General features: G+C 63.1%; 13 protein-coding genes and 1 riboswitch. Of the genes, 6 read left to right on the top strand and 7 right to left on the bottom strand.

The window, feature by feature from the left end; genetic code table 11:
- Positions 1–75: 75 nt before the first annotated feature.
- Positions 76–528 carry a DUF1249 domain-containing protein gene (locus BLP99_RS14415; RefSeq protein WP_003186471.1) on the bottom strand — a complete coding sequence of 151 codons (453 nt, stop codon included), beginning with the start codon at positions 526–528 and terminating at the stop codon, positions 76–78.
- Positions 519–1136, bottom strand: a complete 618-nt coding sequence (locus tag BLP99_RS14410) for an NUDIX domain-containing protein (protein ID WP_072398526.1) — start codon at positions 1134–1136, stop codon at positions 519–521. The genes BLP99_RS14415 and BLP99_RS14410 overlap by 10 nt, the downstream gene beginning before the upstream one ends.
- A gap of 214 nt (positions 1137–1350) precedes the next feature.
- Here BLP99_RS14410 and BLP99_RS14405 point away from each other — a divergent pair, with 214 nt between their 5' ends.
- Complete coding sequence (locus tag BLP99_RS14405) at positions 1351–2097, top strand: RsiV family protein (RefSeq protein ID WP_072398527.1); 747 nt, start codon at positions 1351–1353, stop codon at positions 2095–2097.
- On the opposite strand, the gene cytX is transcribed toward BLP99_RS14405, so the two are convergent.
- A complete protein-coding gene (gene cytX, locus BLP99_RS14400; RefSeq protein WP_072398528.1) occupies positions 2066–3358 on the bottom strand; it encodes a putative hydroxymethylpyrimidine transporter CytX in 1293 nt (430 codons plus the stop codon). The genes BLP99_RS14405 and cytX overlap by 32 nt on opposite strands.
- Positions 3359–3526: 168 nt before the next feature.
- Positions 3527–5416: a phosphomethylpyrimidine synthase ThiC gene (gene thiC / locus BLP99_RS14395; RefSeq protein WP_072398529.1), complete on the bottom strand. Its 1890-nt coding sequence runs from the start codon at positions 5414–5416 to the stop codon at positions 3527–3529.
- Between the two features lie 175 nt (positions 5417–5591).
- A riboswitch (TPP riboswitch) is annotated at positions 5592–5697 on the bottom strand.
- Between the two features lie 150 nt (positions 5698–5847).
- On the opposite strand from thiC, the gene BLP99_RS14390 reads away from it, so the two are divergent.
- The gene (locus tag BLP99_RS14390; protein WP_072398530.1) at positions 5848–7287 is read left to right on the top strand and encodes a TolC family outer membrane protein; all 1440 of its coding nucleotides are present in this window, start codon (positions 5848–5850) and stop codon (positions 7285–7287) included.
- A gap of 84 nt (positions 7288–7371) precedes the next feature.
- On the opposite strand, the gene waaA is transcribed toward BLP99_RS14390, so the two are convergent.
- Both waaA and BLP99_RS14380 read right to left on the bottom strand, forming a co-directional pair.
- A complete protein-coding gene (waaA, locus tag BLP99_RS14385; RefSeq protein ID WP_076405684.1) occupies positions 7372–8652 on the bottom strand; it encodes a lipid IV(A) 3-deoxy-D-manno-octulosonic acid transferase in 1281 nt (426 codons plus the stop codon).
- Between the two features lie 22 nt (positions 8653–8674).
- Complete coding sequence (locus tag BLP99_RS14380; RefSeq protein ID WP_072398532.1) at positions 8675–9565, bottom strand: LysR family transcriptional regulator; 891 nt, start codon at positions 9563–9565, stop codon at positions 8675–8677.
- A gap of 102 nt (positions 9566–9667) precedes the next feature.
- Here BLP99_RS14380 and BLP99_RS14375 point away from each other — a divergent pair, with 102 nt between their 5' ends.
- From BLP99_RS14375 to BLP99_RS14360, 4 genes are all read left to right on the top strand, one after another.
- Complete coding sequence (locus tag BLP99_RS14375) at positions 9668–10000, top strand: DMT family transporter (RefSeq protein WP_046065574.1); 333 nt, start codon at positions 9668–9670, stop codon at positions 9998–10000.
- A 231-nt stretch (positions 10001–10231) separates the two neighbouring features.
- A complete protein-coding gene (locus BLP99_RS14370; protein WP_072398533.1) occupies positions 10232–11407 on the top strand; it encodes an NAD(P)/FAD-dependent oxidoreductase in 1176 nt (391 codons plus the stop codon).
- Complete coding sequence (locus tag BLP99_RS14365) at positions 11404–12216, top strand: aldo/keto reductase (protein ID WP_072398534.1); 813 nt, start codon at positions 11404–11406, stop codon at positions 12214–12216. The genes BLP99_RS14370 and BLP99_RS14365 overlap by 4 nt, the downstream gene beginning before the upstream one ends.
- 32 nt (positions 12217–12248) lie before the next feature.
- Positions 12249–13214, top strand: coding sequence for a metal ABC transporter ATPase (locus tag BLP99_RS14360; RefSeq protein WP_072398535.1), 966 nt, complete (start codon positions 12249–12251; stop codon positions 13212–13214).
- 103 nt (positions 13215–13317) lie between these two features.
- Here the strand turns inward: BLP99_RS14360 and hldE are convergent, their stop codons facing one another.
- The gene (gene hldE, locus BLP99_RS14355) at positions 13318–14739 is read right to left on the bottom strand and encodes a bifunctional D-glycero-beta-D-manno-heptose-7-phosphate kinase/D-glycero-beta-D-manno-heptose 1-phosphate adenylyltransferase HldE (protein ID WP_072398536.1); all 1422 of its coding nucleotides are present in this window, start codon (positions 14737–14739) and stop codon (positions 13318–13320) included.
- Positions 14740–14776 lie beyond the last annotated feature (37 nt).

Here is a 14776-nt window from a genome sequence, read left to right as displayed (position 1 = left end):
GACGCCATTGGCTGAAGTCGCAATTATGCTGGGGATGATCGAAAGGGGAAACCCGCGAACCGGAACCGGTTCACACTAGCGAACGACTTCGAACTCGTGCCCCAGCGCCAGGCAATGACTCAGCCACTCTCCCAGGAACAGGTTCAACTGGGCTTTCTCGTCCGGCTGGTGCATTGAGGCATTGGGATAAGGATAGATGCCACGGAAGCGTCTTGCATGTTCGGCGCTGACGACTTCGGCCATGCGGGCATCGTGGTAGACCTGGACTTCCAGCTGCGGCACCGGCAGCCAGGGCAGGCTGTGCTCCTGGCGCACTTGCAGCGTGGTGGTATAGGGGCAGGTCTGCAGCACTTCGAGGGCCAGCACGCCGAGCATCTGGTCGCCATGGGTCACGGCGATGCGGCGCGGCGCCGGATCGTTGCGCATGTCCGGCAACAAGCGCATCAGGCGGGCATAGTTGGCCTCACAGGCCGCCTGCAAGCCCACCAGATCGACGCGATAGCGATCGCGTAGCTTGTTCAGGACCATAGCCCCCTCACTTCATCGCGGTTCAAGGCCAGCCACTGCAAGGCAATGATGCTGGCCGCGTTGCAGATACGTCCGTCGCGCACCGCCTGCAAGGCATCTTCGTAAGCCCAGACCTTCACACGAATGTCTTCGGCCTCTTCCACAAGCCCGTGCAGGCCGCCTGCCCCCGTGCTGTCGCAACGCCCCAGGTAGAGATGCACGAATTCATTGCTGCCGCCCGGCGATGGGAAATACTTGGTCATCGGCCACAGCGCGGCGAATACGAGCCCAGCTTCCTCCTGCGCTTCGCGATGAGCAACTTCTTCCGGTTGTTCGTCCTTGTCGATCAGGCCGGCCACCAGTTCCACCAGCCACGGGTTGACCGTCTTGCCCATGGCGCCCACGCGAAACTGCTCGATGAGCACCACTTCGTCGCGCTGCGGGTCATAGGGCAACACGCACACCGCGTCATGGCGCACGAACAGCTCACGACTGATTTCACGGCTCATGCCCCCAGCGAACAGCTCATGGCGCAGGTGAACGCGATCGAGCTTGTAGAAACCCTGGAAGCAGCTTTCGCGCTTGACGATGTCCACGGCGGTCGGTGTGGCGTTGGCGAAATCAGTCATGACAGTCCTCGTATGGAGCAGATCGATGCGAGGTTCCAACCTCGACTTCGCGCCATCCTAACGCGCCCGTACCGTTTGATGCAGCCCCTTTCCACTGATCGGGATAGACGGCAGGGGATGAAAGAATTCTAATGAGTTTAGTGGCGAACTGATTGCCCCGCAGACAGTCGAAGCGGGGAGCTTTTCGCCTTTCCCTGTTTCATGAAGGACACCCATGTCGCTTTTCAAAACCGTTTCAGTGGCCCTCGTCGCCCTGACCCTGGGCGCTTGCCAAAGCCTGTTCCAGCCCAATTACCGCGCACCGCTGGAAACCACCCGCGATGCCTCGGAACAGTTGCAACCCGGTTGTGCCAGTGCCGACTGCCCCTTGGTGAACATCGACACCCTGCATTTTCCCGCCGAGCCGGCACTGGACGGCATCGTCGAAAAACGCTTGCTGCAAATGACCCGCACCGCACCCGACGCCCCGGTGGCGCCGACATTGGCCGCCTACCGCGACCAGTTCCTGCGCAGCGCCGCCCCTGGCAGCAGCAGTTATCTGCAGGCCAAGGTACGGGAGCAACATGACGGCCTGGTGATCATCGAACTGTCCAGCTACCTGGATACCGGCGGTGAACACGGGACACCCGGACGCGGCTTCATCAACTATTCGCGCCAGCAGAACAAGGTGCTGACCCTGTCCGACATGCTGCTGCCGGGCCAGGAGGACGCCTTCTGGAAAGCTGTCCAGGTCGCCCATAACAGTTGGTTGATCAGCACCAAGCTGGATCAGGAGCCGGAATTCATCAAGCAGTGGCCCTTCAAGAAAACCCCGAACGTGGCGCTGACCTACGGCGGGGTGATCCTCAAGTACGAAACGAGCACCATCGCGCCCTACGCCCTGGGCCACATCGAACTGAAGATCCCCTACCCGCGCCTCAACGGCATTCTCAAGCCCGAGCTGTTTCCCGGCCGTAGCTGAACGCCCGGCCCAGCATCAGTTGCAGCGCCCCTGCCACGATCAGCGATGGCAGGGTCGCGCCGACATCCGGGTAGAAGTGGGCGAGCACATGATAGGTGCTCACCCCGCCCAGCCACGCCAACAACGCCGGCCAGCGCAATGCGGCCGACACCACCTGGCTGCTGCGCCTGCGCAGGATGAAATGATCCACCAGCACCACGCCGAACAGCGGCGCGAACACCGAGCCGATCAGCAGCAGGAAGTTCTGGTACTGCGCCAAGGGCGCGAAGCAGGCGATCAATGTGCAGATGACACCGATGGCCAAGGCCAGGTGCTCGACCTTCAACCCCGACAACATGCCACTGGAAACCGCGGCCGAGTGAATATCGGCGAAAGCGTTTTCCGACTCGTCCAGCAGGATCAACAGCAGCGGGATGCCCAATCCGGCGCCTGCCAGGGCCAATAGCAATGCATTGACTTCGCCGCTCGGCGCAAAGGCCAGGGTGTAGGCCACGCCCAGGCTCATCAGCCAGCAGTTACCCATGAAAAACCCCAGGGCGGTGCCGCCGAAGACGTTCCTGGCGCGTTTGCCGAAACGTGAGTAGTCGGCGATCAGCGGCAGCCACGACAACGGCATGGCGATCGCGATGTCGAATCCCACCGCCAGCGGCATCGAGCCGTCGCCCGCCTGGGCCCACAGCGCCGCCAGGTCGGCCTTGGCGAACAGGTTCCAGGTCAGCCACAGGCAAGCCCCCAGCAGCAGCCAGATGCCCCATTTGCGCAGCACCTTGCGCACGAATGTCAGCGGTCCGCTCACCGCAAGCAAGGTCGCCAGGGCGCCGAAGAACAATGTCCACAGCAATGGGCTCGCACCCAGGCTGCCCTCGCTGAAGGCCCGTGCGCCAAGCAGGCTGGCCGCATCGCGCATGACGATGATTTCGAACGAGCCCCAGCCAATCAGTTGCAACAGGTTCAACACCGCCGGCACGCTCGCGCCCCTGCCACCCAGGCTGAGCCTGAGCGCCGCCATGGCCGACAGGCCGGTGTCGCTGCCGATCACGCCAACGGCCGCCAATAGCAGGACACCCACCAATGTGCCGAGGAAAATCGCCAGCAACGAACCGCTCAGCCCAAGGCCCGGCGCGAGCAAGGCACCGACCTGCAAGACCATCAGGCCGATGCCGAGGGAGAACCACAGGGAAAACAGGTCGCGGGCGCCGAAGACACGTTTGTCCAGGGGGACTGCGGTATCCGGGGAGTAGGTGCTGGGTTGGATGTTCACGAGTGTTATCTCAGAGGAGTATTTGTTGTTTTGGGGCCGCTATCGCGAGCAAGCTCGCTCCCACAAGGGATCACAGGCGCACACAGACTTTGTGTTCACAGCAGATCCCCTGTGGGAGCGAGCTTGCTCGCGATGAGGGCAGTGAAAACACCGCCCCCTCGGCTCACATCACACTTTCTTGTAAAGCTGACTGCCTTCCTGCTTGAACCGCTCGGCCTGCTCCGCCATTCCCTGGGCGACGTCGACGTCCACCGCTTCGATGCGCTGGTTGGCGGCGTATTCGCGTACTTCCTGGGTGATTTTCATCGAGCAGAATTTCGGCCCGCACATCGAGCAGAAATGCGCCACCTTGGCCGAGTCCTTCGGCAGGGTTTCATCGTGGTACGAACGGGCGGTGTCCGGGTCCAGGCCGAGGTTGAACTGGTCTTCCCAGCGGAACTCGAAACGGGCCTTGCTCAGGGCATTGTCGCGGATCTGCGCACCAGGATGCCCCTTGGCCAGGTCGGCCGCATGGGCGGCGATCTTGTAGGTGATGATCCCGGTCTTCACGTCATCCTTGTTCGGCAGCCCCAGGTGCTCCTTGGGGGTCACATAGCAGAGCATGGCACAGCCGAACCAGCCGATCATCGCCGCACCGATACCGGAGGTGATGTGGTCGTAGCCCGGCGCGATGTCGGTGGTCAGCGGGCCGAGGGTATAGAACGGCGCCTCGTCGCAGCACTCCAGCTGCTTGTCCATGTTCTCCTTGATCAACTGCATCGGCACGTGGCCAGGGCCTTCGATCATGCATTGCACGTCGTGCTTCCAGGCGATCTTGGTCAGCTCGCCCAGGGTTTCCAGCTCACCGAACTGCGCTTCGTCGTTGGCGTCGGCAATCGAGCCCGGACGCAGGCCATCGCCCAGCGAGAAGCTGACGTCGTAGGCCTTCATGATTTCGCAGATGTCTTCGAAGTGGGTGTAGAGGAAGTTTTCCTTGTGGTGCGCCAGGCACCACTTGGCCATGATCGAACCGCCACGGCTGACGATCCCGGTGACGCGCTTGGCAGTCATCGGCACATAGCGCAGCAGCACGCCGGCATGGATGGTGAAATAGTCGACACCCTGTTCGGCCTGTTCGATCAGCGTGTCGCGAAACAGCTCCCAGGTCAGGTCTTCGGCCACTCCACCGACTTTTTCCAGGGCCTGGTAGATCGGTACGGTACCGATCGGGACCGGCGAGTTGCGAATGATCCACTCACGGGTTTCATGGATGTGCTTGCCGGTGGACAGGTCCATGACCGTGTCCGAACCCCAGCGGATGCCCCAGGTCAGCTTGGCCACTTCTTCTTCGATGGACGACCCCAGCGCGCTGTTGCCGATGTTGCCGTTGATCTTCACCAGGAAGTTGCGGCCGATGATCATCGGCTCCAGTTCGGTGTGGTTGATGTTGGCCGGAATGATCGCGCGACCACGGGCGATTTCATCGCGGACGAATTCGGGGGTGATGACCTTGGGGATGCTGGCGCCGAAGCTGTGGCCGGCGTGCTGTTGATCCAGCAGGCCAGCGGCACGAGCCACTTCCAGCTTCATGTTCTCGCGGATGGCGACGTATTCCATCTCGGCGGTGATGATGCCTTTGCGCGCGTAGTGCATCTGGCTGACGTTGGCCCCCGGCTTGGCGCGACGCGGATTGTTCACGTGGGCGAAGCGCAGCTTGGTCAGCTCGGGGTCGGCCAGGCGTTCCTTGCCGAAGCTGGAACTCAGACCTGCCAGGCGTTCGGTGTCGCCCCGCGCCTCGATCCAGGGCGAACGTACATCGGCCAGGCCTTTGCGTACGTCGATGATCACGTTCGGGTCGGTGTAGGGGCCCGAGGTGTCATAGACCGTCACCGGCGCGTTGATCTCGCCACCGAAGTCGGTGGGGGTCACGTCGAGGCTGATCTCGCGCATGGGCACGCGGATGTCCGGGCGGCTGCCCTGGACATAGATTTTTTGCGAGCGGGTAAAGGGCTGAACCGATTGCTGATCGACCTGGGCCGAATCACTGAGGTTGGTCGCGTTTTTTGATTTTGTCGTCATCACGGGCTCTCCAGACACACATCCAGGCAGTGGATTTTTGTCGGAGCGAACCTGTAGCGAATGGACGCACCCCTGCACGATCGTGCGGATGCTGTGCTTGCTGCTCGAGGATGCTCGAAGATCGAAAGTCGATTGTCGAACAACATCCCGGACGAAGCACAAGAGGACTCGCCGGGTGACGAGAAATCTTGTTCCCTACGCAGGCGTTAACCTGATCAGGTTCAACGGGATCCGAAATTATTCGATCTCAGCCTCAAAGCAAGGCACCCCGACAAGAACCCGGCCAGTCTAGACACAACCACTACAGAACGCCATGGCTACGGTAAAAGGCTTGATGAATGGCGCATATACAGGATTGTTGCCATGCCCCGGCGCAACTACACTCGCTACGCCGCGCCTTCGTGCGCACTCATTCGTCTAGGGATCGTCTCATGCTGCGCAAACTCTCACTGGCCCTTGCCGTGTCTTGTGCGTCCAATGGAATGGCTTGGGCTGCCGAAGCGCCCTTATCGACCAGAACCGACCTGGTGAGCGTGTACCAGGAAGCGGTGGACAACAACGCCGACCTGGCCGCTGCCCGCGCCCAGTACGGCGCCCAGAAGGAAGTGGTGCCCCAGGCCCGCGCCGGATTGCTGCCCAACCTTTCCGGCGGGGCCGAGGTGGCCAACGTGCGCACCGACATCGATGAGCCTGCCGCCATTGCCAACCGCAGTGCGCGTTCATACCAGGCCACATTGTCCCAACCGCTGTTCCGTGCCGACCGCTGGTTTCAATTCCAGGCTGCCAAGTCGGTGAACGAGCAGGCGGCACTGCAACTGTCGGCCACCGAACAGAACCTGATCCTGCAAAGCGCCGAGAGTTACTTCAATGTGCTGCGCAGTCAGGACAACCTGGCGTCGACCAAGGCTGAAGAAGCCGCGTTCAAGCGCCAGCTCGACCAATCCAACGAGCGCTTCGACGTGGGCCTGTCGGACAAGACCGACGTGCTGCAATCCCAGGCCAGCTACGACACCGCGCGGGCCAACCGGATCCTCGCCCAACGCCAGGTCGAGGATGCCTTCGAAGCCCTGATCACCTTGACCAACCGCCAGTACAACTCGATCCAGGGCATCGTCCACACACTACCGATCCTGCCGCCGGCGCCGAACGATGCCAAGGCCTGGGTGGACACCGCCGCCCGGCAGAACCTCAACCTGCTGGCCAGCAACTACGCCGTCACGGCGGCCGAAGACACCCTGCGCCAACGCAAGGCCGGCCACGCCCCGACCCTCGATGCCGTGGCGAGGTATGAGAAAGGTGACAACGACGCGCTGGGGTTCAGCAACCCGAACGCGATTGGCCGTCCATACGGGGGCGATGTCGAGCAGCGCACCCTGGCCCTGCAGTTGAACATTCCGATCTACAGCGGCGGGTTGACCACCTCCCAGGTCCGCGAGTCCTACTCGCAGTTGACCCAGACCGAGCAGCAGCGCGAAGGCCTGCGCCGGCAGGTGGTGGAAAACACCCGTAACCTGCATCGCGCGGTGAACACCGACGTGGAACAGGTCCAGGCACGGCGCCAGTCGATCATTTCCAACCAGAGCGCGGTGGAGGCCACGGAGATCGGTTACCAGGTGGGCACCCGCAATATCGTCGATGTGCTGGATGCCCAGCGCCAGCTGTACACCTCGGTGCGCAACTACAACAACGCCCGCTACGACTACATTCTCGACAACCTGCGCCTCAAGCAGGCCGCCGGCACCCTGAGCCCGGCCGACCTTCAGGACCTGTCGCGCTACCTCAAGCCTGATTACAACCCGGACAAGGATTTCCTGCCACCGGACCTGGCGCAGGCCGCGGCGGAGCAACTGCGCTCACGGCCGGCGCAGTAGCCCACGGATCTCGCGGCAGCTACCCCTGTGGCGAGGAGATTTATCCCCTCGCCACAGATATTTTCTCTTGCCACACAGCAATCATCACCGTCCCGCGATCAACCGCCCTAATCCGTCCAGCAAACGCTGCAGCGCCCCCTGATTGGTGCGCATCACCTTCAGGCCAGCCTCGGCCATGCGCTGGGCATCCCGGGGCAGTTCGAACAATCGCTGCACCGCCAAGGCCAGGCTCTCGGCATCGTCGACTTCCTGCAATGCCCCGGCGGCTCGCAGCTGGGCGGCGATTTCGAGGAAATTGAACAAGTGCGGTCCACTCAGAACCGGCTTGGCCAGGGCCGCCGGTTCCAGCAGATTGTGCCCACCGTTGGGCACCAGGCTGCCGCCGACAAAGGCGCTGTCGGCCAACGCGTAGAGAAACAACAGTTCGCCCATGGTATCGCCCAGCAGCACCGAAGCCTGGGCGGTCACAGGCTGCCCGCTGGAACGCCGGACCGTGGCGAAGCCTTCGCGCTCACAGAGCCGGTACACCGAGTCGAAACGCTCGGGATGACGCGGCACCAGGATCAGCAGCGCATCGGGATAACTGTCGAGCAACTGGCGGTGGGCGGCCAGCACCACCTCGTCTTCGCCCTCATGGGTGCTCGCGGCGATCCAGACTGCGCGCTCTGTCGCTTGCCATTGATGCCGCAAGACGCTGGCACTTTCCAGCAGTTGCGGATCGATCGTCAGGTCGAACTTGATGGATCCGGTCACCTCGACGGTTTCGGCCCGGGCGCCCAACTGGCGAAAACGCTCGGCCTCGGCTTCGGTCTGGACGGCGAACAGGCTCATCTCGGCCAGCATCGGACGGGTGAGCCGGGGAAACCGTGCGTACCCCCGCGCCGAACGTTCCGACAACCGGGCATTGGCTAAGGCCACAGGAATGCCGCGCCTGGCGCATTGATGGATGTGATTGGGCCACAGCTCGGTTTCCATGATCACCGCCAGCTTCGGACGCACCCGATCGAGAAAGCGCTTCGCGGCGCAGGGCAGGTCGTAGGGCAGGTAGCAATGCTGGATGCGCGGCTCGTTGGCGAACAAGGCCTGGATCCGCTCCGAACCGGTGGGCGTCATGCAGGTGACGGTGATCGGAAGCTGTGGATAACGTTGCAGCAGGGCCCGGATCATCGGCGCGGCGGCAATGCTTTCGCCCACCGACACCGCATGCACCCAGATACCTCCCGGCACCAGGGTCGGCAGGCGCCAGGAAAAACGCTCGCCAATACGCCGGGCATAAGCCGGCGCCTTGCGTGCCCGCAACCACAACCGAATCGCTACCAGTGGCAGCCCCAGATAAAACAATGCGCTATAGAGAGTTCTGTTCATGGCGGCGGAGTTTATCGGGTTTTCAGCCAATCGCCTGCAGCTGCACGGCAAAACGTTCCGCCAACCAGCGCGCGGCCGGGCCCAGGGGCTCGTCGCGCCGCCAGACCAGTTCCACCACCAGCGCTGGCGGGGTCCATTCGCTGTTGAGCTCGATCATCTGCCCCTGATAGGCCGGGTACTGCACCACATGCCGTGGCAGCCAGGCCCAACCCAGGCCACACCTGAGCCATTCGGCCAGGACATAGAAGCTGTCGGCGCGCCAGACTTGCGGGCTGGCCTGCTCACTGCCGGGGTAGACACTGGACTGGGTCGCCATCAGCAACTGGCGATGACGGGCCATTTCCAGGCAAGTCACGTATTCCTGCGTGGCCATGGGATGTTCGCGTCCGCACACCGTCACCATCTCGACGCTGCCCAGGACCCGGCGCTCCAGTGCCGCAGGGATCTGCTCGTGATAGAACAGCAGTCCGAGGTCGGCGTGGCGCTCCACCAGCTTGCGCGCTACATCTCCCTGGGCAGCGCTGGCCAGTTGCACCTCGAGGGTGGGGAAGCGCTCGGCCAGGGCGGTCAGGCTGTCGATCACCGGCTGATAGGGCATGGCCTCGTCCTGGGCCAGCCGCAGCCGTGCTTCCTGTCCTCGCATCAAGGCCTGGGCCCGCCCATTGAGGCGTTCGCACTGGCGCAGCACCTCCCGCGCCTCTTCCAGCAAGGCTTCGCCGGCTTCAGTGAGCCTGGGCTGACGACCACTGCTGCGCTCGAACAGGTTCACTCCCAGATCGGCTTCCAGCAAGGCAATGGCGCTGCTGATGGCCGACTGAGCCTTGCGTTGGTCCCGGGCCACGGCGGAGAACGAACGCTTTTCGGCAACACCGACAAACAGCCGCAGCTGCTCCAGATTCCACTGCACGTTCATGACCCAACCTATCTCTATATCAGATAGGTAATGACTTTACCGCATCTGAACGCTCACTAGAATGGCGCCATCGAAAGTCGCAACAGCCAAGAGGAATCGCTCATGAACGCTTACTACTACCTGGCCATCGCCATCTGCGCCGAAGTGATTGCCACCGTCTCCATGAAAGCGATCAAAGGCTTGAGCACGCCCTTGCCCTTGCTACTGGTCATCGTCGGTTACGCCACCGCGTTCTGGATGCTGACCCTGGTGGTGCGCACTGTCCCGGTGGGCGTGGCCTATGCGGTCTGGGCCGGACTGGGCATTGTCATGGTCAGCGTGGCGGCCTTGTTCATCTACGGGCAGAAGCTGGACGTGCCGGCGATGCTGGGGATGGCGTTGATTGTGCTTGGGGTGGTGGTGATCCAGCTGTTCTCCAAGACGGCCGGCCACTGAAGCACACCGGTCATTGACTGGAATACCTTGTGGCGAGGGGCTTTATCGATTCGTCGCAGCGCCCCCTTTTCAAGACAACTGACATGCTGCCGTGCTGTCAGGTGGAGGTGGCTACACAGCCCAGCGGAGATAAATTCCCTTGCCGCAATCGGACCGAACTTGAATCGCAGATCAGACGCTTCTCATCGAGTCTGTATACTGCGCCCTCGTCTTGAACACAGAGGTCGCTGCATGCCATCCGTTATTTCCACCGACGTCCTGATTGTCGGCGCCGGAGTCGCCGGCCTCTGGCTGAATGCGCGCCTGCGGCGCCAGGGTTATTCGACCGTGCTGGTGGAAAGCGCCAGCCTGGGTGGCGGGCAGAGCGTCAAATCCCAGGGCATCATCCATGGCGGCGCCAAGTACGCGCTGCATGGCGCACTGACCGGCGCCTCGGAAGCCATCGCCGACATGCCGCGCCGCTGGCGCGAAGCGCTGGCCGGCGACGGCGAGCTGGACCTGTCCGGCGTTCGCCTGCTGTCCGAAGCCCACTACCTGTGGTCGCCCGGCACCCTGGCCGGCAACCTCACCAGCTTTTTCGCCAGCAAGGCCGTGCGCGGTCGCGTCGATCAGGTCAAGGGCGAACAACTGCCCGCAGCCCTGCAGGACAAGCGCTTCAAGGGCAAGGTCTATCGTCTGGCCGAACTGGTGGTGGATGTCCCCAGCCTGATCGCGCGCCTGGCGGAACTGGCTGGCGACGGTCTGCTTGCCGGACAACTCATTGAGCCGCTGCGCGAGAATGACGAACTGCTGGGCCTCAAGGTAGACGGTCGCGAGATCCGCGCCCAACGCATCGTCTTAAGCGCCGGGGCCGGCACCGCCGACCTGCTCGCCGCCCTGGGCCTCGACCAGCCAGCCATGCAGCGCCGGCCGCTGCACATGGTCCTGGTCAAAGGCCCTTCCCTCAAGCCGCTCTACGCCCATTGCCTGGGAGGCGGACCGAAGCCGCGCATCACGGTGACCACTCACCCGGCCGCCGATGGCCAGTGGGTCTGGTACCTGGGTGGCGACATCGCCGAAGCCGATGGCGTTGCCCGCGATCCCGCCGCGCAGATCGCTACCGCCCAGAAGGAACTCGGTCAGTTGCTGCCCTGGATCGATCTGAGCTCCGCGCAATGGGCCACCCTGCGAGTGGATCGCGCCGAACCCTTGCAGTCGGGCCTGACCCGTCCGGATAACGCCTTCCTGGCCGAGCGGGATCGTCTATTGGTGGGTTGGCCGACCAAACTGGCCCTGGCTCCGGATTTTACCGACCGGGTGATCACGGCGCTGCAACGCGACGGCATCGTGCCAAGCCATCCGGCCCCCCTGCCCGACTTGCCGAAACCACCCATGGCTGTGCCTGCCTGGGAGCAACTGCTGCCATGAGCCAGCCGACCCTGCACGATTTTCTCCGCCCTCTGGGCAATGGCGGCCCGCTGGTTTCCCCCGTGGGCCTGGGTACCGTCAAGCTCGGGCGCGACCAGGGCGTCAAATACCCCAACGGCTTTCGGATCCCGGATGACGACGAAGCGCGGATGCTGCTCAGGCTGGCACGCGACCTGGGCATCAACCTGATCGACACCGCACCGGCCTATGGCCGCAGCGAAGAACGCCTCGGTCCGTTGTTGCGTGGGCAACGCCAGGAGTGGGTGATCGTCAGCAAGGTCGGGGAAGAATTCAGCGACGGCCAGTCACGCCATGACTTCAGCGCCGCCCACACCCGCCTTTCAGTGGAGCGCAGCCTCAAGCGCCTGGAGACCGACTATATCGACCTGGTCCTGGTGCACTCCGACGGCAACGACCTGGCGATCCTCAACGACAGCGAGGTCTATCCAACCCTGGCGGCGCTCAAGGGCGAGGGCAAGATCGGTGGCTTCGGTTTCTCCGGTAAAACCGTCGATGGCGGCTTGAAGGCCCTGGAGCAAGGCGATTGCGCAATGGTCACCTACAATCTGAACGAACGAAGCGAGAAGGCTGTCATTGACTACGCAGCCGAACACGGCAAAGCGATCCTGGTGAAGAAAGCCCTGGCCAGCGGCCATGTCTGCCTGACCCCCGGGGTGGACCCGGTCCGTGCCAGCTTCGAACTGTTGTTTGAACATCCCGGGGTTGCCAGTGCTATTGTCGGCACCATCAATCCGCTGCACCTCGCCCATAACGTCGCGACCGTTGCCAAGGTCCTGCGTAAAGACTGACGCCGCATGCGCGGCATGAAGAAGGAGTCGACATGCCGCGTACGCTCATCAGAAAGAACCCCAGCAACTTCAAGACCCTGCCCCTGTATGTCGAAGCGACTCCCGAAGGCCTGACCTACCAGAGCGTGGGAATGCCGCTGAACTTCGCCCAGACCCTGCAACGCCGTCGGCCGGTGACGGTGGCCGATGCCGAACGCTTTTCCCTGGAACTGGCCAACCTGGGGGTCTCGGTGCGCCTGACCCTGCATTGGCAAAACCGCGACTACTGGGTGCTGGTGCGCCAGCGGCGGCAGGATCGCGGCGACGTGGTGCTCAAGCTGATTTCCGGCTACGTCCCGGCCCATGAACTGAACCTGCCGCTACTGACCGCCATCCAGGAAATCGCCGAGGAATGTCTGCTGGAAACCCCCGAAGGCTGGCTCGGCGGACGCTTCAACGATACCTGGCTGCCGGCCCCTTACGCCGCTGCCCTGCATTATCGCGAAGCCTTGCCGTTTCGCCTGGCACCGCTGTCCGGCTCGGCCCGCCCGGTGCGCAGTGCCAACCTGCAGCTGATCGAGCGACCAAGAGCCTATGTGCATCTGCCGACGGCGTCCTTGCAACTGATCTACGATTTGCGCCTGGATGTGCCCCGGGAAGCCAAGTCCCTGAGCCTGTTTCATGTGGATGAGCGCCTCGAGGGTGACCAATTGGTGGCCACGCTTGATCGCAAACGGCCCGACCTCTACCTGATGCCGCTGCACGACGGCCAACCCTTGCCCGAGCTGTACACCCTGAAAAAGGACCAGCTCTACCCGGCCAGCACCCGTGGGTTGTATCTGGCGGAAAGCTTCGCAAAGCAGGATGGCTGGCTGGTGCGGGAGGAGCGGATTCGCTGGAAGGATTGGTTGCGCCAGCAAGGGCTGACGCCTCCGGGCAAGGAGTCGGGCCTGACCCGGCTCAAGGGCAAGGCCCGGCAGTTGCTCAAGAAAATCGTGCCGCGCAAGGTGGCTCGTTAGGACGAAGAGCGACCAGTCAAGCCGGACCTGTGGCGAGGGGACGTATCGCTAGACTCCCTCGCCACAAAGGCTCTTCGCCTTCATTGAGTCGCAATCGCCGGACTCAGTTATTGCGGATCTTCTCCACAATCGCTGTCGTCGAGCTGTTTTCCACCAGCCCGAGCACCTTCACGGTACCGCCATAGGCGGTGACGATGTCCGCACCCACGACCTGGTCGATCCCGTAGTCGCCGCCCTTTACCAGCACGTCCGGCTTGACCTGGCGCAGCAGGTTTTCCGGGGTGCCTTCGCTGAAGCTGATCACCCAGTCCACCGCGCCCAGGCCGGCCAGGACGGCCATGCGCCGGTCGACGCTGTTGATCGGCCGACCCGGCCCCTTGAGACGGCTCACGGAAGCGTCGTCGTTGACCGCAACGATCAGGCGATCGCCCTGTGCCCTGGCCTGCTCGAGATAGGTCACATGGCCGGCATGCAGGATGTCGAAGCAGCCATTGGTGAACACGATCTTCTCGTTGTGGGCACGGGCATCGTCAACGGCCAGCAGCAACTGCTCCAGCCCCAGCACACCGCGCTCGGAACCTTCTTCACGCTGGATCGCACGACGAAGTTCCGGGGCGCTGATGGCAGCCGTACCGAGCTTGCCAACCACGATGCCTGCCGCCAGGTTCGCCAGGGCCACCGCGTGCGGCAATTCCTCCCCAGCGGCAATCGCCGCGGCCAGGGTGGAAATCACCGTATCACCGGCACCGGTCACGTCGAAGACTTCACGGGCGCGGGCTGGCAGGTGCAACGCCGGGTGGTCGGGACGCAGCAGGGTCATGCCGTGCTCGCCGCGGGTCACCAGCAGGGCCCCCAGATCGAGGTCCTGCATCAACCGGGCGCCTTTGCTCACCAGTTCATGCTCGTCGGCACAACCGCCGACGATGGTTTCGAACTCGCTGAGGTTCGGCGTGATCAGGCTCGCGCCACGGTAAATGGAAAAATCCTTGCCCTTGGGATCGGCCAGCACCGGGATGCCACGGGCACGCGCGGCCTGGATCAACACCTGATGATTCTTCAACGCGCCCTTGCCGTAGTCCGACAACACAAGGACCTTGATGCCTTCGAGCATCTGGTCGACCTCGGCTCCAAGGGCCAGGGGATCGGTGGCGAACGGTTCTTCGAAATCGATCCGCAGCAGTTGCTGGTGACGGCTCATGACCCGCAGCTTGACGATGGTCGGCTGGTGCGCGATGCGCTGGAATCGTGCCCGCACGCCAGCGCCCCTGAGGCTGTTGGACAGGCTGTCGGCGGCCTCGTCGTCGCCGGTGACGCCGATCAGGGAGGCCGGCGCGCCGAGGGCGGCAATGTTCAACGCGACGTTGGCCGCGCCACCGGGACGATCCTCGATGTGTTCGACCTTGACCACCGGCACCGGCGCCTCAGGGGAAATCCGTGAGGTACCGCCATGCCAATAGCGGTCGAGCATGACATCGCCGACCACCAGGACAGGGGCTTGATCGAATCGCGGCATCGACAACTTCATGGAGCATCCCACATACAAAATGAACAGGGCGGCGATA

The sequence above is a fragment of the Pseudomonas sp. NFACC32-1 genome, from assembly GCF_900101215.1.
GTDB lineage: Bacteria > Pseudomonadota > Gammaproteobacteria > Pseudomonadales > Pseudomonadaceae > Aquipseudomonas.
The sequence above is the reverse complement of the archived record's forward strand: the minus strand, read 5'-3'. Positions and strand labels throughout refer to the sequence as shown.

Bases quoted from the DNA above. Each gene is read 5' to 3' on its own strand.
- BLP99_RS14415 (WP_003186471.1), bottom strand. From the start codon at position 528: ATGGTCCTGAACAAGCTACGCGATCGCTATCGCGTCGATCTGGTGGGC.
- BLP99_RS14410 (WP_072398526.1), bottom strand. From the start codon at position 1,136: ATGACTGATTTCGCCAACGCCACACCGACCGCCGTGGACATCGTCAAG.
- BLP99_RS14405 (WP_072398527.1), top strand. From the start codon at position 1,351: ATGTCGCTTTTCAAAACCGTTTCAGTGGCCCTCGTCGCCCTGACCCTG.
- thiC (WP_072398529.1), bottom strand. From the start codon at position 5,416: ATGACGACAAAATCAAAAAACGCGACCAACCTCAGTGATTCGGCCCAG.
- BLP99_RS14390 (WP_072398530.1), top strand. From the start codon at position 5,848: ATGCTGCGCAAACTCTCACTGGCCCTTGCCGTGTCTTGTGCGTCCAAT.
- waaA (WP_076405684.1), bottom strand. From the start codon at position 8,652: ATGAACAGAACTCTCTATAGCGCATTGTTTTATCTGGGGCTGCCACTG.
- BLP99_RS14380 (WP_072398532.1), bottom strand. From the start codon at position 9,565: ATGAACGTGCAGTGGAATCTGGAGCAGCTGCGGCTGTTTGTCGGTGTT.
- BLP99_RS14375 (WP_046065574.1), top strand. From the start codon at position 9,668: ATGAACGCTTACTACTACCTGGCCATCGCCATCTGCGCCGAAGTGATT.
- BLP99_RS14370 (WP_072398533.1), top strand. From the start codon at position 10,232: ATGCCATCCGTTATTTCCACCGACGTCCTGATTGTCGGCGCCGGAGTC.
- BLP99_RS14365 (WP_072398534.1), top strand. From the start codon at position 11,404: ATGAGCCAGCCGACCCTGCACGATTTTCTCCGCCCTCTGGGCAATGGC.
- BLP99_RS14360 (WP_072398535.1), top strand. From the start codon at position 12,249: ATGCCGCGTACGCTCATCAGAAAGAACCCCAGCAACTTCAAGACCCTG.
- hldE (WP_072398536.1), bottom strand. From the start codon at position 14,739: ATGAAGTTGTCGATGCCGCGATTCGATCAAGCCCCTGTCCTGGTGGTC.